This window comes from Rahnella sp. WP5 (assembly GCF_000745615.1).
GTDB classification, from domain to species: domain Bacteria; phylum Pseudomonadota; class Gammaproteobacteria; order Enterobacterales; family Enterobacteriaceae; genus Rahnella; species Rahnella aceris.
Genome location: NZ_JQJR01000011.1, coordinates 139,093 through 164,640 on the forward strand (window position 1 = coordinate 139,093; position 25,548 = coordinate 164,640).

At 55.9% G+C, this 25,548-nt stretch carries 23 protein-coding genes and 2 pseudogenes; 12 read left to right on the forward strand and 13 right to left on the reverse strand.

The genetic code is table 11. The features are described from left to right. Positions 1 to 15: 15 nt before the first annotated feature. Entirely contained in the window at positions 16 to 1,467 is a 1,452-nt protein-coding gene (locus EX31_RS11040; RefSeq protein WP_037034774.1) for an efflux transporter outer membrane subunit, read from the forward strand. Positions 1,468 to 1,685: 218 nt separating this feature from the next. Here EX31_RS11040 and EX31_RS11045 read toward each other — a convergent pair. The 4 genes and pseudogenes from EX31_RS11045 to EX31_RS11060 all read right to left on the reverse strand — a co-directional run. Continuing rightward, positions 1,686 to 1,853, reverse strand: a pseudogene (locus EX31_RS11045) (NADP-dependent oxidoreductase); the annotation flags it as partial. After that, positions 1,854 to 2,672: an oxidoreductase gene (locus tag EX31_RS11050; RefSeq protein WP_037034921.1), complete on the reverse strand. Its 819-nt coding sequence runs from the start codon at positions 2,670 to 2,672 to the stop codon at positions 1,854 to 1,856. Positions 2,673 to 2,804: 132 nt separating this feature from the next. Next, positions 2,805 to 3,587, reverse strand: a complete 783-nt coding sequence (locus EX31_RS11055; protein ID WP_037034776.1) for an SDR family NAD(P)-dependent oxidoreductase — start codon at positions 3,585 to 3,587, stop codon at positions 2,805 to 2,807. A gap of 60 nt (positions 3,588 to 3,647) precedes the next feature. Continuing rightward, entirely contained in the window at positions 3,648 to 4,739 is a 1,092-nt protein-coding gene (locus EX31_RS11060) for an alkene reductase (RefSeq protein ID WP_037034777.1), read from the reverse strand. Positions 4,740 to 4,872: 133 nt separating this feature from the next. On the opposite strand from EX31_RS11060, the gene EX31_RS11065 reads away from it, so the two are divergent. Further along, positions 4,873 to 5,436, forward strand: a complete 564-nt coding sequence (locus tag EX31_RS11065) for a TetR/AcrR family transcriptional regulator (protein WP_037034779.1) — start codon at positions 4,873 to 4,875, stop codon at positions 5,434 to 5,436. Positions 5,437 to 5,588: 152 nt separating this feature from the next. On the opposite strand, the gene EX31_RS11070 is transcribed toward EX31_RS11065, so the two are convergent. Beyond that, positions 5,589 to 6,128, reverse strand: a complete 540-nt coding sequence (locus EX31_RS11070) for a DUF2058 domain-containing protein (protein ID WP_037034780.1) — start codon at positions 6,126 to 6,128, stop codon at positions 5,589 to 5,591. 223 nt (positions 6,129 to 6,351) lie between these two features. On the opposite strand from EX31_RS11070, the gene EX31_RS11075 reads away from it, so the two are divergent. Next, positions 6,352 to 6,540 carry a YjfB family protein gene (locus EX31_RS11075; protein WP_037034781.1) on the forward strand — a complete coding sequence of 63 codons (189 nt, stop codon included), beginning with the start codon at positions 6,352 to 6,354 and terminating at the stop codon, positions 6,538 to 6,540. Positions 6,541 to 6,598: 58 nt separating this feature from the next. Here the strand turns inward: EX31_RS11075 and EX31_RS11080 are convergent, their stop codons facing one another. The 4 genes from EX31_RS11080 to EX31_RS11095 form a co-directional block, all read right to left on the reverse strand. Next, the gene (locus tag EX31_RS11080; RefSeq protein WP_037034782.1) at positions 6,599 to 7,603 is read right to left on the reverse strand and encodes an isopenicillin N synthase family dioxygenase; all 1,005 of its coding nucleotides are present in this window, start codon (positions 7,601 to 7,603) and stop codon (positions 6,599 to 6,601) included. 17 nt (positions 7,604 to 7,620) lie between these two features. After that, on the reverse strand, positions 7,621 to 9,057 hold the full coding sequence (locus tag EX31_RS11085; protein WP_037034783.1) for an amidohydrolase family protein: 1,437 nt from the start codon (positions 9,055 to 9,057) through the stop codon (positions 7,621 to 7,623). Between the two features lie 11 nt (positions 9,058 to 9,068). After that, on the reverse strand, positions 9,069 to 10,058 hold the full coding sequence (locus EX31_RS11090) for an ABC transporter substrate-binding protein (protein WP_037034784.1): 990 nt from the start codon (positions 10,056 to 10,058) through the stop codon (positions 9,069 to 9,071). A gap of 262 nt (positions 10,059 to 10,320) precedes the next feature. Next, complete coding sequence (locus tag EX31_RS11095; protein ID WP_037034785.1) at positions 10,321 to 11,244, reverse strand: LysR family transcriptional regulator; 924 nt, start codon at positions 11,242 to 11,244, stop codon at positions 10,321 to 10,323. Positions 11,245 to 11,458: 214 nt separating this feature from the next. Between EX31_RS11095 and EX31_RS11100 the strand changes: the two genes are divergently transcribed. The 8 genes from EX31_RS11100 (at position 11,459) to EX31_RS11135 (ending at position 19,163) form a co-directional block, all read left to right on the forward strand. After that, a complete protein-coding gene (locus tag EX31_RS11100; protein WP_037034786.1) occupies positions 11,459 to 12,433 on the forward strand; it encodes a PDR/VanB family oxidoreductase in 975 nt (324 codons plus the stop codon). Positions 12,434 to 12,453: 20 nt separating this feature from the next. Further along, a complete protein-coding gene (locus EX31_RS11105) occupies positions 12,454 to 13,734 on the forward strand; it encodes an amidohydrolase family protein (protein WP_037034787.1) in 1,281 nt (426 codons plus the stop codon). Then, complete coding sequence (locus EX31_RS11110) at positions 13,724 to 14,185, forward strand: RidA family protein (protein WP_013575208.1); 462 nt, start codon at positions 13,724 to 13,726, stop codon at positions 14,183 to 14,185. Before EX31_RS11105 ends, EX31_RS11110 begins: the two co-directional genes overlap by 11 nt. Positions 14,186 to 14,214: 29 nt before the next feature. Then, on the forward strand, positions 14,215 to 15,096 hold the full coding sequence (locus EX31_RS11115) for a creatininase family protein (RefSeq protein ID WP_037034788.1): 882 nt from the start codon (positions 14,215 to 14,217) through the stop codon (positions 15,094 to 15,096). 82 nt (positions 15,097 to 15,178) lie between these two features. Then, positions 15,179 to 16,093 (forward strand): ABC transporter substrate-binding protein, encoded by a 915-nt coding sequence (locus tag EX31_RS11120; protein WP_223509501.1) that lies wholly within the window; start codon positions 15,179 to 15,181, stop codon positions 16,091 to 16,093. Continuing rightward, positions 16,090 to 16,917 carry an ABC transporter ATP-binding protein gene (locus EX31_RS11125; protein ID WP_013575205.1) on the forward strand — a complete coding sequence of 276 codons (828 nt, stop codon included), beginning with the start codon at positions 16,090 to 16,092 and terminating at the stop codon, positions 16,915 to 16,917. The genes EX31_RS11120 and EX31_RS11125 overlap by 4 nt, the downstream gene beginning before the upstream one ends. Before the next feature lie 4 nt (positions 16,918 to 16,921). Beyond that, positions 16,922 to 17,737: an ABC transporter permease gene (locus EX31_RS11130; protein ID WP_013575204.1), complete on the forward strand. Its 816-nt coding sequence runs from the start codon at positions 16,922 to 16,924 to the stop codon at positions 17,735 to 17,737. A gap of 25 nt (positions 17,738 to 17,762) precedes the next feature. After that, positions 17,763 to 19,163 (forward strand): FAD-binding oxidoreductase, encoded by a 1,401-nt coding sequence (locus EX31_RS11135; RefSeq protein WP_037034792.1) that lies wholly within the window; start codon positions 17,763 to 17,765, stop codon positions 19,161 to 19,163. Positions 19,164 to 19,222: 59 nt separating this feature from the next. Here EX31_RS11135 and katG read toward each other — a convergent pair whose 3' ends face one another. Next, positions 19,223 to 21,433, reverse strand: a complete 2,211-nt coding sequence (katG, locus tag EX31_RS11140; RefSeq protein ID WP_037034794.1) for a catalase/peroxidase HPI — start codon at positions 21,431 to 21,433, stop codon at positions 19,223 to 19,225. A 262-nt stretch (positions 21,434 to 21,695) separates the two neighbouring features. Continuing rightward, positions 21,696 to 22,721, reverse strand: a complete 1,026-nt coding sequence (locus EX31_RS11145) for an LLM class flavin-dependent oxidoreductase (protein WP_013575201.1) — start codon at positions 22,719 to 22,721, stop codon at positions 21,696 to 21,698. Positions 22,722 to 22,950: 229 nt separating this feature from the next. On the opposite strand from EX31_RS11145, the pseudogene EX31_RS11150 reads away from it, so the two are divergent. Then, positions 22,951 to 23,220, forward strand: a pseudogene (locus EX31_RS11150) (efflux transporter periplasmic adaptor subunit); the annotation flags it as partial. Here EX31_RS11150 and EX31_RS11155 read toward each other — a convergent pair. Both EX31_RS11155 and EX31_RS11160 read right to left on the reverse strand, forming a co-directional pair. Further along, complete coding sequence (locus tag EX31_RS11155; protein WP_037034796.1) at positions 23,194 to 24,576, reverse strand: MFS transporter; 1,383 nt, start codon at positions 24,574 to 24,576, stop codon at positions 23,194 to 23,196. The pseudogene EX31_RS11150 and the gene EX31_RS11155 overlap by 27 nt on opposite strands. Before the next feature lie 28 nt (positions 24,577 to 24,604). After that, the gene (locus EX31_RS11160; RefSeq protein WP_223509396.1) at positions 24,605 to 25,528 is read right to left on the reverse strand and encodes an aminoglycoside phosphotransferase family protein; all 924 of its coding nucleotides are present in this window, start codon (positions 25,526 to 25,528) and stop codon (positions 24,605 to 24,607) included. Between the last annotated feature and the right edge of the window lie 20 nt (positions 25,529 to 25,548).

Consider the following 25,548-nt stretch of genomic DNA (forward strand, 5'->3'; position numbering starts at 1 on the left):
ACTCAAGGAATATCAATGTTCCCCCTCCGTACTCTTGCACTGGTGGTGAGCAGCGCCTTACTGGCGGGTTGCGCCGTCGGGCCGGATTACCATCGCCCGGATGCCCACCTTCCTGAACGCTATCAGGCACAGTCTGCCGTCCAGCAGAGAAGCGCCTCCAGACCCGCCAGTTTTGCCGTCTGGTGGGACGGCTTCGGCGATCCCCTGTTAAGTCAGTATGTTACCGACGCCCTCGCGCAGAATCTCGATCTCGCGCAGGCCACCGCCCGCATGGCCCAGTCCCGCGCCGGACTGGGCGCGGCCACAGCAGCGCTGTTACCTTCAGGGAACGTCAGCGGGCAAGCGGCACGCGCGTATCAGTCGGCCGAAACCCCGCTGGGTCAGGTTCTCAGCGCAACGCCGGATTATAATCGCTACGGCAATAGCTATGAAACCGATCTCAACTCAAGCTGGGAGATTGACGTATTTGGGGGGCTGCGACGAGGGCGTCAGGCTGCACTGGCTGACTATCAGGCTTCCGAAGCGGGCGTCGCCGCAACCCGTCTTGCCGTCGCGGCTCAGACTGCCGATACCTATATCACCCTGCGCGGATTACAGACCCGGCTGTCCATCGCGGAGAAACAGGTCAGTACGCAGCAGGAGCTGCTGGAAAAGGTACAACTCCTGAATACTAAAGGACTGGCTCCGGCGTATCAGGTTCGCCAGACCGAAGGGGAACTGGCGCAGGTTCAGGCAACCGTACCGGTTCTCCGTACCGGGCTTGATGCGGCCATGAATGCATTAGATGTCATGCTCGGCACGCCTCCCGGCACCCATCGCAGTCAGTTAGCGTTGCCGGGTGCCATACCGCAGGCTCCGCAGATAACCTCAACGGGCACACCTGCCGACCTGTTGCGCCGCAGACCCGATATTATCGTGGCGGAGCGCCATCTCGCGGCGTCGAGTGCACGTATCGGCGTGGCGGTCAGTGAGTATTATCCCAAGTTTTCACTCAGTGCCCTGCTCGGCAGCGCAACGACTGTGTCGGGCGACAACCTGTTCTCCGGCGGTGCCAGCCAGTCGGCAGCCGTGCTGGGACTGCGCTGGCGGCTCTTCGATTTTGGTCGCATCAACGCCCAGATAGATCAGGCGAAAGGCCAGGAAGCCGAAGCGCTCGCGGCCTATCGCCTGTCGGTATTACGCGCCACCGAAGACGTCGAAAATGCTTTCTCTGCTCTGGTCAATCGTGAAACACAGGCCGCCACGCTGACCCGCGGTGAAACCGCCCTGGCCAGCGCCCGCCAGTCATCTTTTATCGCTTACCGGCAGGGAACGGCCAGCCTGATGGACGTCCTGCACAACGATGAAACCCTGTTACAGGCTTCCGACGCCAGGGCGCAGGCGCAGACAGAATCTGCGCGCGCGGCTGTTGCTACGTTCAGGGCGCTCGGCGGAGGCTGGCAGCCACCGGAAACGGCCACACCATAAGATGCCGCAGATCTTCCCTTACTTGTGTCACAGACGTGACGACCTTTTTACCGTTGATAACACGACAGAGCCGTACTGATAACCGGGGGACTGGGGCAAGATATGTCATCTGCGGCACCCTGTAGTCACAGGGGATTGGAGTTCTTGCGCGACTGGGGGCGATTCACCTGAACGATTATCTCCTGTCGCAGATGTCACCCCCTGTTGTTATCACGCGTGAATATTCCGGTTGGGATCATGTTATCAATCGGGTTCAGACCCACAGCGTAAACGTTAACCAGCATTTCATCAGCAGCGGGGGCTGGATAATCGATGTTATCGAATCCCGGCTCAGGAGATTTACCGTAGCGTTTAAACGTAAATGCTTTCATCGTCTTATTCTTCATTTATTTTTTCGCATCAAGCTGAAGACTTTTGCGCACCACCTTATCCAGGAATGACGCAGGGGCGAATCTGAGAATAAAATTCAACTGAGCTGCCAGCTTTCCCGCCGTATAGCGAATCTTTGGACGTGAAGTCTGAGCCGCTTTAACCACCACGTCAGCCACCACCTCGGGACTTTCCGCTTCAGCCATTGCCTTGCTCACCACTTTCGTCAGCTTAGCCCGGATCTGGTCATACTCCTGAAGCCTGGCATCCGGCTCGATATTATTGGCTTCAAACTGTGTTTTCATGTAAGCAGGTTCGATGACAGAAACTCTGATGCCCTGCGTGCGCAGTTCATGATCCAGTGCACCCGAATACCCTTCCACCGCATGCTTACTGGCCGCATAAAGTGCCACATACGGCAACGGAACGATGCCGAGTATCGAACCGATATTGATGATGCGCCCGCTGCCCTGACGGCGCATATAAGGGATCACTGCCCGGCTCAACCTGACGATGCCCAGAAAGTTGGTGTCGAAAATGTGTTTGGCCTGATCGACAGAACTTTCTTCCGCCGCCGCCGGAGCGACCCCAAAGCCCGCATTGTTCACCAGAACATCGATCCGCCCCTCCAGACCCAGCAACTCCTCAATGGCGGCCCCGACAGAAGCGTCGTCGGTCACATCCAGCGTCAGTAACGGAAACGGATGTTTTCCCGCCTGTGAACCACGCCGGCTCGTGCCATATACAGTAAATCCAGCAGCTAAAAGTTTACGGGCAGACGCTTCGCCAATACCTGAGGACGCACCGGTAACCAGTGCTACACGTTTTTTTGTCATGCTGAATAAGGCCTTCATGATGTGTTTAGGGTTTCTCATCGCTGATGAGACGACAGGCTGTAAGGGATTTATGTTGGATTTACCGCTGTGCAGAACAGCCGGAAGACCGTTCTGCACAGTGCACCTCATTGATTACCGTGTTTTATATCGTTCAGCGGCTTCATCTTGTTTGATGTCTGAGAGCAGAGCCTGACGCGAAGCATCGAGGGCGTCCCAGCGGGCAGCATTATGTAAAGGCGGGATGGTGACCAGTTCACGGCGGTCAAAGCCCACCAGTGCGGCATCCACTAACTCGCCCACTTCCATGAATTTTGCCGAGTTAGTGATGTCGATACCCGCCCGGTCCCAGATTTCCGTGTAAGTGCCCGCAGGGAGCACCGCCTGGATATAAATGCCTTTAGATGACAGCTCGACATTCATTCCCTGAGACAGGAAAAGCACAAAGGCTTTGGTTGCACCGTAAACCGTCATGGCAAATTCCGGGGCGAGTCCGACGATGGAACTGATGTTGACGATCGATCCTTCCCCCGCTTGCACAAAGCGTGGTGCCACGGCGCTGGCCAGTCTGGTCAGGGCGGTGACGTTAAGCGCGATAAGGCTTTCTATCGAATCAGGCGTCTGCTCGGTAAAACTGCCGGACTGCGCGATACCCGCGTTATTGATAAGGATGCCAATCCGTGTGTCTTCACGCAGACGGGATTCGACCGCGGCTAAATCACGCGTTTGCGTGAGGTCGGCAGGCAGAACGTCGACAGAAATGCCATTTTCCTGTCGCAGACGCGCGGCCAGTGTTTCTAACTTCGCTTTGTCGCGGGCGACCAGAACCAGGTCGTGGCCCCGGCGGGCAAACCGTTCCGCGTAAACAGCACCAATACCCGTGGATGCGCCTGTGATGAGAACTGAAGCTTTAGTCATAAGTTGATCTTCTTTATTAATGTGTAAACAAAATCCGCAATGTGCGATGTATGTAGGGCTTTAGTTGCTGGTCTCCGTCAGCGACGGGTAATCGGTATATCCCGCTGCGCCACCGCCATAAAGAGTTTCAGGATTGAGTGAGGCCAGAGGCGCGCCCGTCTTCAGCCTTTCGACCAGATCCGGGTTGGAGATGAACGGACGACCGAACGCGAACAGATCGGCTTTGCCTTGCGCAAGCTGAGCGGACGCCAGTTCCAGGTCATAGCCATTGTTACCGATGTAGGTGTTTTTAAAACGCCGGCGCAGGGAGGCGTAATCGAACGGTGATACATCACGCGGGCCGCCCGTCGCGCCTTCAACCACATGGAGGTACACGATGCCCAATGCATCGAGTTGTTCAGCGAGGTAATCATATTGTGGCTGCGGATCACTGCATGAGATCGCATTAGCAGGCGACACCGGTGAAATGCGTACGCCAGTACGTTCTGCGCCGATCTCATCTTTTACGGCCGCCGCGACTTCAAGCAGCAGGCGCGCACGATTCCCGACAGAGCCGCCGTACTCATCGGTACGCTGGTTTGCGCCGTCTTTCAGGAACTGTTCCAGCAGATATCCATTCGCGCCGTGGATCTCCACGCCGTCAAATCCGGCGGCAATGGCATTGGCTGCTGCCTTTCTGAAATCGTCGATAATCCCCGGTATTTCCTGCAACGCCAGCGCACGTGGCTCAGAGACGTCAGCAAAACCGTTGTTCACAAAGGTCTTGGTCTCAGCACGGATGGCGGACGGCGCAACCGGCGCAGCGCCACCGGGCTGTAAATCGACATGCGAAATTCGTCCTACGTGCCATAGCTGTACAAATATGCGCCCGCCTTTGGCATGCACGGCGTCAGTCACTTTGCGCCAGCCATCGATCTGAGCTTGTGTATAGATCCCCGGTGTATCCTGATAACCCTGCGCCTGTGCGGAGATCTGCGTCGCTTCGGTAATCAGCAATCCTGCGGTGGCACGCTGGGCGTAGTAGGTCGCCGCCAGTTCGCTCGGCACCAGCCCCGCTCCGGCCCGGTTACGTGTCAGCGGTGCCATCACGATGTGGTTGGCCAGTGTTATTGAGCCAAGATCATAAGGTTGAAATAGTGGTCGGTTGGTCATGTTTATTCGCCTGCTAAGTGGTGGGTCAAAGGTCAATATAATGATGATGATCATAATCTATAAAGTCAACCGGTTTGATTATGGTCATCATCAATGTATACTTAAACCCTATTTTTGAGAGGGGCAGGAAAGCATGAAAGTGTCAAAAGAGCAGGTTCGGGAAAACCGGATACGCATTGTAGAAACGGCCTCAGAACTTTTTCGTGAGCGCGGTTACGATGGCGTGGGCGTGGCGGAACTGATGTCTGCGGCAGGCTTAACCCACGGCGGATTCTACAAACACTTTGGTTCCAAGGCTGATCTGATGTCGGAGGCGATGAGCTGCGGTTTCAGGCGATCCGCAGAAAGCACGGCAGGTGTGGACCGGGAAAAATTTATTGAATACTACCTCTCCCGACAACATCGGGCTGATATGGGAAAGGGGTGCGTGATGTCGGCACTGGGCGCCGATACAGCCCGTCAGTCTGCGTCAATCAAGGCGGCATTTGCCGCCGGAATTGAACGTCAGCTGGCAGTTTTAGGAAACGAAAAAGAGGTGGAAGGCAGCACGCGTGCCGACCTTATTGACACGATTGCCCATCTTGTCGGTGCGCTGGTGTTATCCCGCGCCTGCCCTGATGATTCGTCTCTTGCGGATGAGATTCTGGAGGTTTGCCGCAGCCGGATTTTGAGCACCGGGATGTCTGGTGATTCATGAGCCTGAACTGAAACCTATTTACCGTGGCTTATGCGAAATGTCACCCGCTGGGGATGGTTTACTGACACTAAATATTCAACCGGTTGATTCAAGCGGTCAGTAATCCCCCCCCGATGAGAGTACCTGGCCTGGGCGATAACGGGCAAGCGGAACTACCACATCAAATCATCCGGTACTTTGAAATCAGCATACGGATCTTCTTCATCCTGCTCTTCCTGACTCAGCGCGCTGTTTAATACAATACTGTTGGCATCGCGCTGGGCAATTTTATCCGCAACGCTTGCGGGAATAATGGCATATTGCGTCTCGCCGCTGTGATCAGCAACCAGACGCGCGATGGCAAGACGACCACTAATCAACTGAGACTGGGTGGTCTTATCCACCACCATTTTTTTAATCAGATTATTATCGGTGAAGTTAAAATCAATATTGCCTTTTGAAATGACGATTTTGTTCATTTCAATCAGTTGCTTCACCTGCGCTTTATACTCTTTAGATAAGGCAGCTTGTTTTTGTTGTTCGCTCAGTTGCTTATCACGCTCCATCTGCGCTTTTTTATTTTCTTCCACCGCCTCTCTGGCCTCGCGCGCCTGAACGCGTGATTTTTTCGCCGTTCTCTGCACTTTGTCCATTTTTTTGCTGGTGACTAATCCTGCTTTCAGCAGTTGCTCTTGTAAGGAGAGTTTTGTCATTTTCGTTTCTAAATCCGTTGAATAATTTGTGCGATTATAACCGTAATTCCTGAGGCGATACAGGCTACAGAGCCTTTTCCACTTGCGTGCGGAATCGGAGCGTCTTTAAGCGGCTGCTCCGTCAGCAGTATTTATCGCTACAGTTATTACGGAAACTGCCGATAACCTTTCAGTTTCACGCCCGCATCAGTTCCTTTTATGTTGTACCGAACAGGAGAACAAAATGGATGTTTCGCAAATTGCATCGCTGGCGACCGGCCTTAATAGTCTGGATACCAGCACTCAGGTCAACAATATCCTGCTGAAAAAGTCGCTGGATAGTCAGCAGACGGCAGTGACCAGCATGATTGACTCGATCCCCGCGTTACCTGCTAATCCGGCAATCGGTCGCAATATCAATACCACCGCCTGACAGAGACAAAAAAGCCCGCGTGAGTAAACTCAGCGGGCTTTTTGTTTTTTATGACCGCTTACCCTTTAGCGAAATTCGCCTGAATACGCTGTTGCAGATAGTCTTCGGCACTGATGGCCGGATACTTCGCCTGCGGCCCCAGAATTTCGACGTCTTTATTAGCCTGACAGAAAAACGCCAGGCTGTAGCGCGCGCCCTGATATTCGCCGGGCAGCGGACTTCTCACCCGATGGAAATTGGAGGGCAACTGATCGTCGCTCCAGCGCATCAGCATGTCGCCGATATTACAGGTGATCACGTCTTCGCGCGGTTCGATACTGGTCCACTGCTGGCTTTCGCGATCTTTGCCCGGACAAACCTGCAAGCCGCCCTGACCGGGACGCTGGAACAGCAGCGTCAGACAGTCAAAATCCGTGTGCGCACCGGCACGCCACATCCCTTGTTCTGATTGTTCAGTGGCATAGTAGTGCAACATGCGCAGCGTACTCTGATAGGTTTGCTGATCAGGATTGTGCGCCTGCTCGAAAAAGTGTTCGGGGAAACCCAGTCTGAGCGCAAAACAGGAAAGCAATTTCATGCCCAGTTGCCAGCATTGCGATTCAAAACTCAGCATGGTGTCTTTAAAGGCTGGCAGTTCCTGTTCGCCCGGCCACAGCGACTCCATCAGCGGACGGGTGATCTGGTAGGACTCTTTCTGATCCGGCGTTCGGGTCGACGGACGTACCTGAGACTTATTTTCCCAACCGGCGTTACGCGCCAGCGGATACTGCGCTTTGACTTCCTCGGGCAGCGAGAAGAAATCTTCTGTCATGCTGAATGCCTGACGGATGTCGTCCAGCGCAATGCCGTGATTGCTCACCTGAAAGAAGCCGATTTCCACCGCTGCACGCCAGAGTTCGTCGGCGATCTCACTTTTACGGTTTTCGAAATCTGAAAGATCGATGCAACGCACTTCGCGGGTAAATGTCTCTTCGCCCATCGCGCCCATTCCCGCTTCTTTTTCCAGTTCCTGCAATGCATAGCCTTGTGTTTGAGCTGATGATGTGTGAGTGGATTGTGTCATTTTTTTATCCTTCAGATTCAATTAGGTTGACCCGCAGCGCGCTGTTGCAGGGTACGAACGGCAGACATTGCCTCATGGCGCATGGCGTCCAGATCGAGACCGGGAATGACGTCGTTTTCGACGATAACGCGGCCATTGACCATCAGCGCCTTCAGTGAGGCGCGACCGCCGCAGGCCACCGGACCGATTGCCATGTCATGCAGGCCGAAGTAACGCGGGTCGTCCAGCCGGTAAATGGCGATATCCGCCAGCATGCCCACCTGCACGGTGCCACTCTGTTGCAGGCCGAGGATCTGCGCCCCGCCCGCGCTGCCCCAGCGCACTACGTCTTCGATGGATGCCGCATCGCCGCCGCCTTCAAAGGTGCCGCCGTCATAGCGCGGCTTCGCCAGCATGCCTTTTCGGGCGCGCTGCAACAGCCAGGCGGCATGCGCTTCACTTTGCATGTCGGCGGCTTCGTTGGATGCCGCGCCGTCAACACCCAGCGAAACCGGTACGCCTGCCTGTTCCAGCGCCAGCAAATCAGCGATGCCGCTGCCCAGACGCCCGTTACTTTGCGGGCAGTGCGCGATACCGGTGCGGGTTTGCCCCAGCATCGCAATCTCCTGCGGCAGTAACTTAACCAGATGTGCAAACCACACGTCGTCCCCCAGCCAGTCGTGTTCCGCACAAAACTGCACCGGCGTCATGTCGAATTTAGCGCGCGCCGCATCGAGATAATCCACCGTTTCTGACAAATGGCTGTGCAGCCGGATACCTAAACTGCGCGCCAGTTTCGCCATTTCGCGCAACTGCGCACCGGGCGCAGAATGCAGCAGCGTCGTCGGTGCCATCACCACCCGGCGCAGAGACGTCGGTTTCGGATCGTGATAGCGGCCAACCAGCCGTTCCATGTCCGCCATATAGTGGTCGAAATTTTCCGGTCGCAGCGCCTGCGGTAAATCCTGCTCAATCGCCCGCCCCTGCGTTGCGCCGCCCCGGCACAACACAATGCGCATGCCCAGCGCCTCCCCTTCACTGAACAGGATTTCCGAGGTATCGAACGGCATATCCGGCCAGTAAAGATAATTGTGATCCGCCACGGTGGCGCAGCCGGAACGCAGCAGTTCGGTCAGGCCGATACGTACCGCGAGGCGAAAGGTGGATTCATCAAACGTGGCGCGAAAGCGGTAAGGCGTCGCACTTAGCCATGCAGTGAGACTTTTGTTTAGCCCCTGCGGTTCGCCTTTGAGCAATGACTGAAACAGATGATGATGCGTATTGACCCAGGCCGGATAGACCACGCAGTCGCGGGCATCCATCAGGCGCTCGCCGGGCAACGCCGTCAGGGAACCGATCGCCTCGATGACGCCATCACGCACACGGATATCCGGCCCGGCGTGACGCGCGGCTTCTCCCGGCAGACCGGTGAGGATGGCGTGCGCATTTTTAATCAGTAAAGAGTCAGATGACATCGCAACACTCCTCAGGGTTTAACCTGCATGTGCTCAACAAATTCGGTGGTATACGCCTGCTTCCAGTCGGTATCCGCGTTTAGCAGTTTGGCGTTTACCATGAAATCACGGGTTTTCTGCCAGCGGGCTTCGGTCATGGTGCCCCAGCCCTGCGTCGCTGCGTCGCCGCCATCAATCAGGTGGTGCGCTTTGATTTGCTCAACACCCCAGGCCAGCAGGTCATCGGTCATCTTCGGGTTATCCTTTTTGATCAGCGCATTACCCGCCGCCGGGTTTTGCAGATAACTCACCCAGCCTTCCATCGACGCCTTTACGAACTTCGCCATCGCGTCTTTACGGCTGCTGATAAGTTCCGGGCGGGTGATCAAAATGCCACCGTAAGGCGGATAGCCGTGCTCCGAGAACAGGAAGAAATTGGATTTCACGCCAGCCTTCTGCGCCTGAAACACTTCAGAGCTGACATACGCCTGTTGCGCCACGTTCCCGTCGGCGACGAAAGGCTGAATGTTGAAGGTATACGGACGAACCTGAGAATCACTGAGCTGATAACGCGCCTTAAGCCACGGCCACCAGGTCGATTGCCCGGAGCTGGACACCAGAATGGTTTTGTCTTTCAGGCCGTCGAGCGACGTCACGGACGCATGCGTCAGTAAACCCTGCGGGTCGAACTGGAAAGGGGCGGCGATAGCTTTGGCCTGAAAACCACGCTGCACGGATTCGAGCAACTGGAGGTCATAACCGATGATCACATCCGCGCGTTTTGACAACAGTAACTGCATGCCGTTGATCTGCGGGCCGCCGGACTGAATACTGACATCCAGCCCGTAACGTTTGTAAATGCCTGTCGCCAGCGCCTGATAATAGCCGCCCTGTTCAGCCTGCGCGTACCAGGAAGTCAGCAGCGCGATTTTCTCATCGGCCTGCGCCGACAGTGAGAAAGCACCAGCAATCAGCGTGCTCAGCACGCAGCAAGACAGGGGAATGCGGGAAATTGACTTCATTGCTCCTCTCCTAATCATCGCCGGAGGGAGGATAAGCAAACGCGGCTCAGCCCCCCTGACCGGCTCAAAATGAACCGCGAAATGGTTGCTGAGCAATGTCCCGCGCAGTTGCCTGCACTGACCGCTTCTACTCACTTTTAACTATACAAAAACGATGCCAACTTCGCAGATGCGCTTTCCCTGCGCGTTGTCGGGATAAACAGACATCACACCCTGCAACCTTTGATTCATCACAGAGCGTCAGGCACCAAATCAGTGCAAATCAGCGCCGGTCGCGCCCCGGCGTCTGGATCTGGCTGAATAACATCTCCAGTTGTTTGAGCATCATCGAAGCGGCCAGAGAAAGTTGTCGTGAAGGGGCGACGCACAGGGAGAGCGTGAAGGTTTTTAACTGCGGATCGGTCAGCGGAATAAACTGCAGTTCGTCGCTTTCCACCTCATCCATGATATCGAGCCAGCACAGAATGCCGATGCCCATTTTCTCCTTAATCAGCGAGCGGATCATGTGGATGTTATTCGATACCGCGACCTCATGAATCATGTCACCGTTGATATTCATCAGCGCCTGCACCGGCTCGGCCAGCATCAGCGGCGCGGCGGGCAGGATAAACGGATATTCCATGCACTGATTAAAACGCACGCCGCTTCTGCCCCCGAGCGGATGCCCTTTGGGCACAACAACACCCAAATCGATTTCGGCAAAAGCCCGCACCTGCAACTCGCGGGAGCTTTGCGGATTCAGCATCAGTCCGAAATCAGCATCGCCCGACATCAGCGCCTGCTGGATGTCCACGTTGTTCATGGTGGTCAGTGTGAATGAAATGTTCGGATACTCGAGATGCACCTTTTTGAGCATCGACGAGAAAAACTGCCGGTTGATGGCATCGATGGTGGCAATGCGCACGTGTCCGCGCCGTAACCCGCGCAGATCGTCGAGCTGTTCGCAGACACGCGAGAAATCCTTTTTCCAGTTATTGGCAGCATGCAGTAACAGCTCGCCCGCCGCCGTCAGCCGCAGCCCGGTGGGATGTCGCTCAAACAGCGGCATGGCTAATTCTTTTTCAACCCGCAATATCTGCCGGTCAATTGACGATGCGGCAACGTGCAGGGTTTCCGACGCCTTACGGAACGATCCCTGGCGGGCAACCTCAGTGAAGTACAGCAGAAACCGGGAGAATGCGAACATAATGAGTGCTCTCTTTTATGCAACGGGACGTGCGAATCAAAGCGCTGGACGCAACAGTTTTATAACAATAACGTAGCTTTCATTGCAACGGGAACAATCGTTTCACCGCTCATCAGGCCGGCTCCGCGCAGTAATGCGCGTTAGGACAGCGGGTTATGCGGCAAACGGACCGACTCCCCTTTTTATGAATGTTTCACCCGAGTCAATACGGTAAATGACGATGAAAGATGCCGGATTAATCCCTGTCAAAATTAAAACCGCCAATATCAACGGTGTCGGGAATATTTCCCTGCAGCTTGTTGCGCAGCAAGGAAGTTTATTACCGGCTTATTTACCGGGAGCACACATTGACGTTTTTATTCCCGAACTCGGCCCGCGCCAGTATTCTTTGTGCAGTGAAAACAGCAGCGGCGAATATTATGAAATTTGCGTCAAACTGGCGGAAAACTCCACCGGCGGATCGCACTTCATTCATCATCATTTCCGTCCCGGCGATAACCTGATGATCTCGGCACCGCGCAATCATTTTCCGCTGCCACAGGCCGGGCGATATTTACTGTTTGCCGGGGGGATCGGCATCACGCCGTTGCTGGCGATGGCGGAACACCTGGCTGAGCAACAGATTGAATTTGAACTGCATTACTCTGTTTCAGACAGGGAGCACATTGCGTATCTGCCGCGTTTAACCGCGCCTGCCTTAGCGAAACACGTCTTTTTTCATGACAGCAGCGCAAACGATTCCCTGCGCCATACCACGCCACTGAGTTTGTTGCAGCCGGATGAGAATACGCGGGTGATGGCCTGCGGCCCGGACGGATTTATTCAGCGGCTTAAAGACATTATGCAGACCCATCACTGGCAGGAAAATCAATTATCTTTCGAACGGTTCAGTAATGCGAATCTGAATAATGAAGCCGACAGCCAGGCATTTCACATTCAGCTTAACTCCACCGGACAACGTTATTTAGTCGGCCCGCACCAGACGATTGCTGAAATCCTATTAAGTGCCAGAGTCGATATTATGCTGTCGTGCGAACAGGGTATTTGCGGCTCCTGTATTACTGACGTGATCGACGGTATTCCCGATCACCGCGACTGCGTGCTGACTGAAGAAGAGAAAGCGGAGAACACGCAGATAACGCTGTGCTGTTCGCGATCCAAAAGTCCCGTTCTGGTCCTCGACCTGTAATGTCCACGCGGAGCCTGACGATGAACATTCCCACCCCCGCAGCAACACTTAATGGCATCGCTAACGTTCGCCTCCCCGCGTGGTTGCTGCCCGCGAGCTGGCCTTTGCAGGCAGGCGAACCGGTGACGGCAGATGTGCGTTTTGATGCAGGCAAAATTGCGTCCGTGACGCCTTATCAGCCAGAACAAGATGATTTGTGGAACGCGCACGGCGCACTGGCGTTGCCGGGGCTGGTGGAACCCCATGCGCATCTCGATAAAACCTTCACCCTTGCCCGCAGCCGCCCGTCAAAACCCGGTCTGCTGGCGGCCATTGAAACCCTGCATCAGGACCGTCAGCACTGGACGGCGGCTGACATTCGCCAGCGTGCCCGTAAGGCACTGACCTGGGCGGCCACGAATGGCGTGACCCGTTTGCGCACTCACATTGACTGGTTTGACGTGGAGCCACCGCAGGCCTGGCCTGAGCTGGGCGGGATGGCGCAACCGGGCGTCACACTGGAGCGGGTGGCGCTGGCACCGCTGAGTTTTTTCGCCGATGCCGAAGCGGCTGACCGCATCGCCCGCGCGGTGGCACAAAGCGGAAAAGACTGTCTGCTGGGCGGATTTATCCACTCCTCAAACTGGGATCCGGCGGCGATGACTAACCTGATGCACAGCGCCGCACGCTGGCAACTGAATCTGGATTTGCATATCGACGAGGAGCTTTCGCCGGTGGCACACGGCCTGAGCTGGCTGGCGGATTACCTGTCGGAGAGCACATTCAGCGGCCATATCTGTTGCAGCCACGGCTGCGCACTGGCTTCGGGCAGTGAACAACAGGCGCAGGAGATTTTGAGAGTGCTGGCGGCGCAGCGCGTCACGCTGATTGCGCTGCCGATGACCAACCTGCTGTTGCAGGACGCCGTCACAAGTCGCACGCCGCGCCAGCGCGGTATCACCCTGCTGAAAGAAGCACAGGCAGCGGGCATTCCGATGCTGCTTGGCTGCGATAACGTACAGGACGCCTTTTGTCCGGCGGGCAGTTATGACCCGCTGGATACGCTGAGCTGCGCCCTGTTCGCGCTTCAGCTTGAAAACGTTTTTGATCAGCAGTCACGGCTTATTTGCGATGTCGGCGCGCTGACCGGTGAGGCTCAGAACGCCCTGCCACTTGCGCCCGGCAGCGACGCCACGCTGGTTCTCTTTCCGGGCAGCGACAGCCTGACCTGGCCTTTACACAGCGCGGCCCGTCTGGTTATTCACCACGGCAGGCTGACGCACCAACGTACCTGGAATCAGGAGTTATCCCATGAGTCTTGAAGCGGGAGCGGGAAAACCGCTCGCCAAATATGCCGCGTGGCGTCGTGCCGGTGATTTCGTGTTTCTCTCCGGCATTATTCCCGTTAACCCGCAGACGGCGACCATCGTGCGCGGTTTTCAGGATATCCCCGCCGAAGCACGCCTGCTGCTGGGCGAAACCGGCGAATTCTCCACTGACGCCAAACAGGGGCCGGTTCTGGCGCAAAGCTGGTATGTGCTCGAAAGCATCCGCCACACCATTGAAGACGCAGGCGGGCAAATGAGCGATGTGATCAAGCTGGTGCAGTATTTTCGCAATCTCGATCACTTCCCGTATTACAGCCGGGTCAGAAAACTCTTTTATCCCGGGCAGCCGCCGGTTTCCACCGTGGTGCAGGTCAGCGAAATGCTGCCAGATGCAGGGGTGCTGATTGAGGTGGAAGCCACCGCCTGGTTACCCCAGTCCCGCTAACCCTAAAATGTCCGACCACGAGGCACAGCATGATTAACGGTTATATTCCCGCAGCGCGTTTTCTCCCTTTTCTGAGCTGGACGGCCATTGCTGCCCTGCCCGACAAAGCCAACACCGTGATCGTCTTACCGACCGGTGCAATTGAGCAGCACGGGCCGCATCTGCCGTGTTCGGTTGACAGCGTAATCTCCTCCGGCGTGGCGGGTCATGCCCTGGCGCGGCTGGCGGAAGCTATTCCGGCTTACGCTATTCCGCCCATCACCTACGGCAAATCTGACGAACATTTAAATTTCCCCGGTACGCTGACCTTAACCGGCGACACGCTGTTGCAGACGGTTTTAGAAATTGCCGAATCCCTGTATCGCGCCGGATTCCGCAAGCTGCTGATGATTAACGGTCACGGCGGACAACCGCAGGTGCTGCAAATGGCTTCGCGGGAAATGCGCCTGCGTCACGGCGACATGATCATGATCCCTCACGACGTGTTCCGCGTGCCCAACGTGGAAAATCAGTTCCTGAGCGCGCAGGAGCAGAAAATGGCGATGCATGCCGGTCACAGCGAAACCGCTGTAATGCTGGCGCTGGCACCGGAATGTGTTCACATCGAACATGCCGTCGCCAATTATCCGCCGGAATTCCCGTGCCCGACGCTGTCATCGGGACGCCCTGCCGCTGCCTGGGCTTCCTATGATTTTGGCCCGAGCGGCGTCATTGGCGACCCGACCGGCGCAACCGCTGAACAGGGTCACGCGATCCTCGATTCGCTGGCGGCAAGCTGGGCGCAGGCGATCACCGAAATCCATCACATGCAATGGAAAGCCCGCAGCGAGCCAACCTGGGGAAAACACCACTGGAACGGCTTTGTGCAAACCAGCTTCACTCCTCCTTCGTCTTCTCTGGCCTCTGAATAAAGGAATTCTCAAGATGAAAACACAGCGTCCCTTCACTTACAGCCTGCTGGCCGTGCTGCTGGCCGGGGTTTCCACCACCAGCATGGCGGAGGAGAAATTCACCTTCCTGACCAACTGGTACGCGCAGGCGGAGCACGGCGGTTTTTACCAGGCGCAGGCCAAAGGGTTGTACAAAACCGCCGGTCTGGATGTCAGCATCAAAATGGGCGGCCCGCAGGTCAACGTGATGCAACTGATGGCCGCCGGACAGGCTGACTGTACGCTTGGCGATAACGGCCAGGCGCTGGAAACCTGGCAGGCAGGCGTGCATGCGGTGACAGTCGCGACGGTATTCCAGCATTCGCCGACGGTGTTTATCAGCCACGACAAAGTGGAGAAAGGTCAGGAACTGAAAGACAAAACCTTCCTGCTGGCCACCGAGGCATATACCTCTTTCTGGCCGTGGGCGAAGAGTGAACTGGGGCTGGGGAGTGCCAAAATCCGCCCGTACACCTTCAGCGTGCAGCCGTTCCTGGCGGACAATAATCTGGTGCAGCAGGGTTATGTCACCTCGGAGCCTTTCTCGATCGAAAAAGGCGGCAAACCGTTCTACGTCTACATGCTCAGCGACTGGGGTTACCCGCCGTACGGCAACTCGATTATCTGCATGGCGGATACCGTTAAAAAACGCCCGGCAGCGGTGGCCGCTTTCGTGAAGGCCTCGATGCAGGGCTGGAAGGAATACTTGCAGGATCCGGCCGCAGGCAACCAGCTTATCACTCAGGCCAACCCGCGTATGGGGGCAGACCAGATTGCCTTCGGCATCGCACAGATGAAGAAGTATGAGCTGGTGACCGGCGGCGATGCACAAACCGGCGGTATCGGCATCATCACTGAACCGCGTCTGAAAAAGACCTGGGACATGCTGGTGAAAAACAAGCTGATCGACGCGGATAAAGTGCCGTTTGAGCAGACTTATACCCTCGACATGATCAAAGACGCGAAGGTTATGCCATGAATTCAGCCCCTAAACTGACCGTGATGAGCGATGTCCGCTCAGCCAATCCGCCGCCCGTGCCTGCTATCGAAGTGCTGTCGGCGGAGAAAATTTACAGCAACGGCACCCGCGCCCTTTTGCCGGTCAATCTGACCATCAATCAGGGTGAATTCGTCACCCTGCTCGGCCCGTCGGGCTGTGGCAAAAGTACGCTGTTAAAAATGGTCGCCGGGCTGACGGAACCCAGCGACGGCAAACTGGTGCTGTGGCGGCGCGACAGCCGTGAAAAAGCGCAGGTGCCGCTGTCATTCGTGTTTCAGGAAGCCACGCTGATGCCGTGGAGCAACGTACAGAACAACGTGCGTTTGCCGCTGGATCTGGCGGGCGTGCCGCGAGCCGAAGCTAATACCCGCGTCAGTGAAGCACTGGAACTGGTGGGGCTGGGGAAATTTGCCAAAGTCCTGCCGCGCGAACTGTCAGGCGGCATGCAGATGCGCGTCTCCATTGCCCGCGGGCTGGTGACGCGTCCGAAACTGCTGCTGATGGATGAACCTTTTGGTGCGCTGGATGAAATCACCCGCAACAAGCTCGACAGCGATCTGCTGCGCCTGTGGCGGGAACAGGGGCTGACGGTGGTGTTCGTCACGCATTCGATTCACGAAGCGGTATTTCTGTCGCAGCGGGTGATCATGATGGCCGCCCGTCCGGGGCGGGTAGTGGAAGATATCGCCATTAACGAACCCTTCCCGCGCAACGACGATTTCCGCGTCAGTCCGGCATTTTCACGCTATGCGAAGCAGTTGCAGGACAGCCTGCTGCAAGCCAGCCAATCGGGTATGGAGTAACGCTATGCAAACTCAAAAATCCTCTCCGTGGATCAATAACCAGACCTTTCGCAAGGTGCTGTATCCGGCTGTGGTCGCGATTGTGGTGGTCTTACTGTGGCAGGGCTGGGTGAGTTATTTCAAAATTCCCCAGTTTCTGGTGCCTTCGCCGGTAGTGATGCTGGAAAGCCTGTGGACCAACTTCGGTACGCTGACCATGTCACTGCTGTTTACGCTGAAAATCACTTTGATCTCGTTTTTGTTGTCGATAGTCATCGGTTCGGTCGTGGCTTTCGTGCTGGTGCAGAACCGCTTTGTTGAAACCGCGTTGTTCCCGTACATCGTGTTTTTACAAGTGACGCCGATTGTCGCTATCGCGCCGCTGATCATCATCTGGGTCAAAGACACCACGTTGTCGCTGGTGGTGTGTTCGACGCTGATGGCGGTGTTCCCGATCATTTCTAACACCACGCAGGGGTTGCGCAGTGTCTCGCCCGGCCTGCTGAGTTATTTCCAGCTCAGCCGCGCCAGCCGTCTGCAAATCCTGATCCGCTTACGCATCCCTTCTGCGCTGCCGTATTTTTTCGGCGCACTGCGCATTTCCAGTGGCCTGTCGCTGATTGGTGCCGTGGTGGCTGAATTCGTGGCGGGCACCGGTGGCAATAACACCGGTCTGGCCTACCAGATATTGCAGGCGGGCTATCAGCTCGACATCCCGCTGATGTTTGCCGCCCTGCTGTTAATTTCACTCACCGGTATCGCGCTGTTTGGTGTGATGTCGTGGATTTCGAGGCGCGCCCTGAGCGCCTGGCATGAAAGCGAAGCCGTGCAATCTCATTAACCTCATTCATTTTGGCAGGAAGAATATGGACAGCGAACAACGTCAACAGGCGCTCGCCCTGATTCAGCAGGCGCTGCCTGATCTCGACTGGACTTTACAGGCGCCGAAGGTTAAACGCCTTTCCCGTGATTTTCACTGGTTCAGCCCGCTGCTCAAGCGGCAACTGGAAGACAAACAGGCCGATGCTGTGGTCAGGCCGCGCAGCGAAGAAGAGCTGATTTTGCTGGTGAAAGCCTGCGTTCAGCACCAGTTACCGCTGATTTTGCGCGGCGGCGCGACCGGCAACTACGGCCAACTGGTGCCGCTGGAAGGCGGAATTCTGGTGGACATGACCGGGTTTAATCAGGTTTGCGAACTGGCTAACGGCGTGGTGCGGGCACAGGCGGGGATCCGGCTGGCGGAGATTGAAACCCTGACCCGTCCGGCAGGCTGGGAACTGCGCTGCATGCCCTCCACTTACCGGCTCGCCAGCCTGGGTGGCCTTTACGGCGGCGGCTTTGGCGGTATCGGCTCCATTAACTACGGCCCGCTCGGCGCGCCGGGCAATGTGCTCAGCGTAAAAGTCATGACCATGGAAGCCGAACCGCGCATTCTGCATGTGCCCGCTCCACAGGCGCTGCTGCTGCATCACGCGTATGGCAGCAATGGCATTGTGCTTGAGGTTGAACTGGCGCTGGCACCGGTTCATCAGTGGATTGAACGGCTGGACGTGTTCGACGACTTCACCGACGCACTGGATTATGCCAACGCCTTTGCCCGTTCACCGGGGCTGGTCAAACGCCAGCTCGCGCTGTTTGCCGCGCCGATCCCGTCTTATTTCAGTCATCTGAACGGGCATTATCAGGCCAGCCAGCATGCGGTGATCAGCGTGATTGCGCAGGAAAGCGAAGGTTTTTGTGCCGGTCTGCTGGAAAAGTACCACGGGCACAGCGCAGTGCGTCAGTCTGCCGACGCGGCGCGTGAGGCTAATGCGTCGCTGATGGAATATTGCTGGAACCACACCACGCTGCACGCGCTGAAAATTGACAGCACCCTGACCTATTTACAGACGGCGTTTAATTATACGAATTATCGCCAGCAGATTATCGATATGGCGGCTTTGTTCGGCGACGAGGTGATTTCGCATATTGAGTTCCTGCGTGACAATGACGGCAATATCACCGCCAGCGGTTTACAACTTGTGCGTTATTCCACCGAAGAAAGACTGAACGAAATAATGAAAATCTTCCGTGATAATGACGTGAAAATAAATAACCCGCATGTTTATCGCATTGAAGAGGGTAAACAGGGAGAAATTAAACCTGACGTCGTTTCGGTTAAAAAGTGTCTTGATCCCGACGGGTTACTTAACCCCGGCAAGCTCAGGGGCTGGGAGGTACGCGACACCCTGGAATTAGATAACGATCCCCTGTTATTGCGTGACTGAAAAAAAGCCCGATTAATAAAATTTAAGCGGGCTTTTGGCTTTCAAACGGTCAGTTCAGATCAAAGCTCGAATCTGTCCAGATTCATCACTTTGGTCCAGGCGGCGACAAAGTCTTTCACGAACTTCTCTTTGGCGTCACTGCTGGCGTAAACCTCCGCGTTGGCACGTAATATGGCATTCGAGCCGAACACCAGATCGGCACGCGTGGCGGCGAATCTGACTTCTCCGCTGACGCGATCACGACCTTCGAAACGCTCACCGGAGCCATCAACAGGTTTCCATTCGGTACGCATATCCAGCAGGTTGACGAAGAAATCCGTGTTCAGCTCACCGGTTTTTTCCGAGAACACGCCCAGATTGCTGCCGTCGTAGTTAGCCCCCAGCGCACGTAATCCGCCGACCAGCACCGTTAATTCCGGCACGGTCAGGGTCAGTTGCTGAGCCTTGTCGATCAGAAGATTTTCAGTCGATGTATTGGCCGTTTCGCCACGGTAGTTACGGAAACCATCCGCTTTAGGCTTAAGCAGTTCGAACGACTCAATATCCGTCTGATCCTGACGCGCATCCACCCGACCCGGCGTGAAAGGCACGTCGATGTCGATATGAGCCGCTTTCGCCGCCTTTTCAACACCGACCGAACCGGCTAAAACGATCACATCCGCCAGAGACACCTTCTGGAATGACTGCTGGATAGCTTCCAGAGCAGGCAGTGCGCGGGCAGCAATGGCATTCACTTCCCAGTCTCTTTGCGGACGCAGAGCCAGACGCGCACCGTTCGCACCGCCGCGTTTGTCACCGCCACGGAAGGTCGACGCTGACGCCCACGCCACCGAGACCAGTTCACTGACGCTCAGGCCGGAAGCGGCAATTTTTTCTTTAAGCTGCGCGATATCGCCAGCCGTCGGGTGATAGACCGGCACCGGCAACGGATCCTGCCAGATTAAGTCTTCCTTTGGCACTTCCGGCCCGATGTAACGCGCTTTCGGCCCCATATCGCGGTGGGTCAGTTTGTACCATGCACGGGCAAAAGCTTCGTTAAAGGCCTGCGGATCGCCGTGGAAACGACGGGAAATTTTCTCGAATTCCGGATCAAAACGCAGCGTCAGATCGGTCACCAGCATGGTCGGTTTGCGTTTTTTTGAGGTATCGAACGGATCAGGAATAATGTCCGGCGCATCAGCGGCTTCGAACTGAATCGCCCCTGCCGGGCTGCGGGTCTGCACCCATTCATATTTGAACAGGTTTTCGAAGAAGTAATTGCTCCACTGCGTCGGGGTTTGCGACCAGATCACTTCCAGGCCGGAGGTGATGGCATCTGCGCCGACACCGGTTCCGTGACTGCTTTTCCAGCCCAGGCCCTGCGATTCAATCGGTGCGGTTTCCGGGTCAACACCCACATTATCGGCCGGACCTGCGCCGTGCGTTTTACCCAGCGTATGCCCCCCGGCGATGAGCGCGACGATCTCTTCATCATTCATGCCCATATTACCGAACGTGGCACGAATGGCCGGCGCAGCCGACGCCGGATCACCACTGTGATTCGGCCCTTCCGGGTTGACGTAAATCAGCCCCATTTCCGTTGCGCCCAGCGGCGATTTGGCCAGATCTTCAGGATGGCGGTGTTCCAGCCAGGTGGTTTCATCACCCCAGTTAATGTCCAGATCCGGTTCCCAGACGTCTTCACGCCCGGCACCAAAACCAAAGGTGCGGAAACCGGAGTTTTCCAGCGCGACATTCCCCGCCAGAATATACAGATCGGCCCAGGAAATTTTCTGACCGTATTTTTGTTTCACCGGCCACAACAGACGGCGCGCTTTATCCAGACTGACGTTGTCCGGCCAGGAGTTTAACGGGGCGAAGCGCTGCTGGCCGCGACCGGAACCGCCGCGTCCGTCGACGGAGCGATACGTCCCGGCGCTGTGCCATGCCAGACGGATGAACAGACCGATGTAGCTGCCCCAGTCCGCCGGCCACCAGGGCTGCGACGCAGTGAGCACCCCTTTGAGGTCGGCTTTCAGTGCGGAGTAATCTAATTTGGCAAATTCTTTACGATAATCAAAGGATTCGCCCAACGGGTTTGAGCGATTTGAGTGCTGATTCAGCAGGTCAACCCTGAGCTGGTTAGGCCACCAGTCACGGTTAGTTGTCCCGCCGCCAGAGGCTTTATTTGAGTTTCCTTCATGGAAAGGACATTTACCGGCACCGGCTTCTCTGTCTGCTTCAACAATTGGCTTTGCGTCGTTTGCTTCTTCATCAATAGAACTGCTCATGCTCACACTCCTGTTATGTAGTCTCATTGCTACTCTATACGCGGATTGAAACCAGTCACATCTGAATCACCCTATGTATTTGATAGATTTTGCCTTAGGACTTATACGCGCTTTTTGCGGGTTTTATCACCAAAATGCCACCCGCTCTGATTATAGAATAGCCCCTGACTGACAGAGGTTTCTCTGTCAGCGTCTCAAAATGCAAAAAGCCCGCCTGAGTTTCCTCATGCGGGCTTTGGGTTTCTGAAACTTTCTTCAGCGATTATTCACGCCAGCCCATTTCAGGGGCGACATATTTGAGGATTGACTCAATCACATGCACGTTGTAATCGACGCCGAGCTGATTCGGAACGGTCAGCAATAAGGTGTCGGCTTCGGCGATCGCTTCATCCTGCTTCAGCAATTTGATCAATCTGTCCGGTGTCGCCGCATAGCTGCGGCCGAAAATCGCCCGGGTTTTCTCATCGAGGAAGCCGACTTTGTCGCCATCATCGCCGCTGCCGCCAAAATACGCGCGGTCGCGGTCATCCATCAGGGCGAAAATACTGCGGCTGACGGACACACGCGGTGTACGCTCATGCCCCGCCTCAGCCCAGGCCTGACGGTAAGCGCGAATTTGCTGCGCCTGCTGAATATGGAACGCCTCACCGGTTTCATCATCTTTCAGCGTGGAGCTTTGCAGGTTCATGCCCAGTTTCGCCGCCCAGACGGCGGTAGCATTCGAGCCCGCGCCCCACCAGATACGTTCACGCAGCCCGGCAGAATAGGGTTCAGGGCGTAACAAACCCGGCGGATTCGCAAACATCGGTTGCGGATTAGGTTTCGCAAAACCTTCGCCGCGCAGGACATCAAGCAGTTTCTCTGTATGACGGCGCGCCATATCGGCTTCCGTTTCGCCTTCTTCCGGCTGATAACCAAAATAGCGCCAGCCGTCGATGACCTGCTCAGGCGAACCACGGCTGATACCGAGCTGTAAACGCCCCCCGGAAATCAGATCCGCAGCGCTGGCGCTTTCCGCCATATACAACGGATTTTCATAGCGCATATCGATAACGCCGGTACCGATCTCAATCTTGCGGGTTTTCGCGCCGATGGCTGCCAGCAACGGGAAAGGCGACGCAAGCTGGCGCGCAAAATGATGCACCCGAAAATAAGCGCCATCGGCCCCCAGTTCTTCGGCTGCGACAGCCAGATCGATAGATTGCAATAAGGCATCAGCCGCCGAGCGCGTGCCCGACTGGGGGGATGGCGTCCAGTGCCCGAATGATAAAAATCCAATCTTTTTCATAGCGTCTTCATCCTCATAATCTGTAAACCGGTGCCCTGTCTCTGTCATGCGGAACAGGGCTTAGTGATGGGTTTACTTTACGCGACTCAGGATGAGAATAAATATCATTTGTTTAACATACTGATTCAGTTTATTTGATTAACAACAGGGGATTTTTGCGGGTTCTGGCAGCAGATGCCTCGCCACGACGCATTGAAGGTCATCGTCCGCGGGCCAGACCGCCCACAAGGTAGTGGGTTATTTTGAGGAAACGAAAATGCAGCGTATTCATGTCGGTAGCACGGCAAAAATCGTGCTGATGGGATATGCACCTGCGCTGACAGGCCACGTGGAAAGCATTGGTCGCGGGATAGATGATAGCAATGACGCACCCGGTAGCCAGGGCCTGCCGGATGTAGAGTCCACGTTTAGCTGGGTGCGACTCGCTCTGCGTATTCCGGTACGCATCCATATTGATCATCTGCCCAACGGGTTACCGGTGCAGGCGCAGCATACTTGAGACAGAAGATAGCGCAGAGATAAAACAGGCCAGCCCGAAGACATAGACGGCGAACTGTGCCCCCGCCTGCCCCGTCAGTCCGTTCAACAGTGCAATAACCATCGCGACCAGCGCCGCACCAATGGATTGCCCTGCTGTCCTGGCGGTCGACAATACCCCCGAGGCCGTGACCGTTCGGTTCGGTGCCACATTCGAGAACATCTCTTTATTATTCGGCGGCAGGAACAGTCCATAGCCAATCCCGCAAACCGCCACGCGCCAGAGAAAATCATTCACCGTCGCCACTTGCGGCAACAGAGCCAGAGATCCTAAACCCAGAGAGAAAATCACCACGCCGGCTGTCGATATCTGGGTAGGATTTAAACGATTGGACAGTCTGCCCGCCACCGGGGCGCAGATTGCAACGGCAACCGGCCACGGTGTAAAGATGAACGCCGATTCCAGCACCGAATAGTGATAGGCATGCTGCAGTACAAAGGGCAACCCCACCAGCGCCATCCCCTGTGCCACAAACATTGAGACAGAAGAGATCACCGCAAAGGTATACCGCCTTGAACGGAATATATCGAGCGGCAACAACGGGCTTTTTGAGCGCGTCTGCACGCTGACAAAGATGGCCAGCAGCAGCACCGAGGCGGCGCCGCAAAGCATGAGTATGCGGCTATCCCAGCGCCCGATCTGATCCACAGCAATGACCATCAGCCCTAAAGCGACGGCTGAGGTCACCGCACCTCCCCAGTCGAAGCCTTTTTCCTTCTCAGTATCGACGCCCAGGGAGATCAGGGAGAAGACAATGGCAAGTGCACCCAGCGGGAGATTGATATAGAACAACCATGGCCAGTCCAGATAAGAGATGATCAGGCCGCCTAACGCAGGGCCGATGGCCGTCCCCACCGCAAAAGCCAGCGCGTTCAGCCCTAAAATGGTGCCCAACGTATGCGGCGGAAAGATAACCCTGTACAGACCCAGCCCGACGCTGATCATGACCGCATAGCTCACCCCCTGAAGTATACGCATGGCAACCAGCATGCCGAAGGTCGGGGAGAGGCTACAGCCCAGCGATGCCAGCGTAAACAGCACCATGCCCGCGGTGTAGAAGCGCCGCTCCCCTATCCTCGAACCCAGCGATGCACAGATCAACATCGTTGCAGCGCTGGCAACCTGATAGGCGTTGGTCACCCAGATGACAGAGGCTGAATCTACCCGTAAAGCCTCCGCAATAGAGGGCAAGGAAATATTGACGATGGAACTGTCCAGCGCCGCCATAACCACGCCAATCAAAATGGCGGCAGCCGCCAGATAGCGCCTTGGCGCCTCAAATCCTTGCTCTAAGGGACTACTGCTTACCAGCGACATATCCTTATCATCCTATATTGAATTGAAATTACGCACAGAGGCTTTCAGCCTCAGCAACCGGTCCTTCGAGGTAGGCCAGCAGGCCCAGCATCAGCACTTCTTCCGGGCTGGCAACAACGGGAGAGCGCGGCGCTTTCCAGGGCTGTTTACTGCCGTTGATGCGGATACTCCTCAGGAAACAGTAGGTGGTGAGGACATAGAACCGGTTGCGCATACTTTCCCCCATCAGCGGCAGCAGGCCGGAAATACCGCCTAACTCAGGGATCTCGCTAAGAATGCTGCCGTAGTCCGGTTTCGCCAGCACGAACATCAGTGCATCCGCCATCGGGACCATTTTGACTGCATCCTTTACCTCTGCCGCAAGCTCATGCCAGAACGAAAAAGCAAACCGCGAGAAGCCGAAAAGCGGATCCAGCCCGCGTACGGAAAAGTCAGGGTCAATGAAACGTGTCTGAGCATGCTCCTCGTTATAGAGCACATTGCCGAAGTGAAAATTGAAATGGGCTTTTTCTACCGATCTGAACTCTTCAGTCCGGGCCAGCTCCAGCGCTCTTTCATAGACTTCCCGGGCCGTGGTACTGAAACGCACCCCGTTAAGCAGAATAGGTTTATCAAACAGCTCATGAGCGAAGCGCGTGCCTTCCCACTCTTCCTGTAATCTGGCGGGCATCTCGTGGGTTATTGCCGACGAGGTTTCTGATTCCAGGCTGATCGCTTTCTGTACATTTTCCAGTGCGTTTCTGACGATCATCCTGCGCTCAGCCAGCGACCGTTGTTCGTCAAAGACGATCCTGGACAGCGGAAGGGAATCCATCTTCTCGAGAATATAAAATTGCCGCCCGGCTGCCAGTCCGTCGTGCAAGACCGGCACCATCAGTTCCGGATAAATATCGTGCAATGCCCGGATCTGATCGACTTCGGCTTTCAGTTTGCCATTGAACATTTCGGACATGGCCGTCTTCACAACGAAGC

Coding starts and splice junctions, on each gene's coding strand:
- EX31_RS11100 (WP_037034786.1), top strand. CDS start 11,459: ATGACGATGAAAGATGCCGGATTAATCCCTGTCAAAATTAAAACCGCC.
- EX31_RS11070 (WP_037034780.1), bottom strand. CDS start 6,128: ATGACAAAACTCTCCTTACAAGAGCAACTGCTGAAAGCAGGATTAGTC.
- EX31_RS11055 (WP_037034776.1), bottom strand. CDS start 3,587: ATGACTAAAGCTTCAGTTCTCATCACAGGCGCATCCACGGGTATTGGT.
- EX31_RS11080 (WP_037034782.1), bottom strand. CDS start 7,603: ATGACACAATCCACTCACACATCATCAGCTCAAACACAAGGCTATGCA.
- EX31_RS11125 (WP_013575205.1), top strand. CDS start 16,090: ATGAATTCAGCCCCTAAACTGACCGTGATGAGCGATGTCCGCTCAGCC.
- EX31_RS11040 (WP_037034774.1), top strand. CDS start 16: ATGTTCCCCCTCCGTACTCTTGCACTGGTGGTGAGCAGCGCCTTACTG.
- EX31_RS11145 (WP_013575201.1), bottom strand. CDS start 22,721: ATGAAAAAGATTGGATTTTTATCATTCGGGCACTGGACGCCATCCCCC.
- EX31_RS11160 (WP_223509396.1), bottom strand. CDS start 25,528: ATGTCCGAAATGTTCAATGGCAAACTGAAAGCCGAAGTCGATCAGATC.
- EX31_RS11085 (WP_037034783.1), bottom strand. CDS start 9,057: ATGTCATCTGACTCTTTACTGATTAAAAATGCGCACGCCATCCTCACC.
- EX31_RS11120 (WP_223509501.1), top strand. CDS start 15,179: ATGGCGGAGGAGAAATTCACCTTCCTGACCAACTGGTACGCGCAGGCG.
- EX31_RS11115 (WP_037034788.1), top strand. CDS start 14,215: ATGATTAACGGTTATATTCCCGCAGCGCGTTTTCTCCCTTTTCTGAGC.
- EX31_RS11090 (WP_037034784.1), bottom strand. CDS start 10,058: ATGAAGTCAATTTCCCGCATTCCCCTGTCTTGCTGCGTGCTGAGCACG.
- EX31_RS11155 (WP_037034796.1), bottom strand. CDS start 24,576: ATGTCGCTGGTAAGCAGTAGTCCCTTAGAGCAAGGATTTGAGGCGCCA.
- EX31_RS11060 (WP_037034777.1), bottom strand. CDS start 4,739: ATGACCAACCGACCACTATTTCAACCTTATGATCTTGGCTCAATAACA.
- EX31_RS11095 (WP_037034785.1), bottom strand. CDS start 11,244: ATGTTCGCATTCTCCCGGTTTCTGCTGTACTTCACTGAGGTTGCCCGC.
- EX31_RS11110 (WP_013575208.1), top strand. CDS start 13,724: ATGAGTCTTGAAGCGGGAGCGGGAAAACCGCTCGCCAAATATGCCGCG.
- EX31_RS11065 (WP_037034779.1), top strand. CDS start 4,873: ATGAAAGTGTCAAAAGAGCAGGTTCGGGAAAACCGGATACGCATTGTA.
- EX31_RS11075 (WP_037034781.1), top strand. CDS start 6,352: ATGGATGTTTCGCAAATTGCATCGCTGGCGACCGGCCTTAATAGTCTG.
- EX31_RS11105 (WP_037034787.1), top strand. CDS start 12,454: ATGAACATTCCCACCCCCGCAGCAACACTTAATGGCATCGCTAACGTT.
- EX31_RS11050 (WP_037034921.1), bottom strand. CDS start 2,672: ATGACAAAAAAACGTGTAGCACTGGTTACCGGTGCGTCCTCAGGTATT.
- EX31_RS11130 (WP_013575204.1), top strand. CDS start 16,922: ATGCAAACTCAAAAATCCTCTCCGTGGATCAATAACCAGACCTTTCGC.
- EX31_RS11135 (WP_037034792.1), top strand. CDS start 17,763: ATGGACAGCGAACAACGTCAACAGGCGCTCGCCCTGATTCAGCAGGCG.
- katG (WP_037034794.1), bottom strand. CDS start 21,433: ATGAGCAGTTCTATTGATGAAGAAGCAAACGACGCAAAGCCAATTGTT.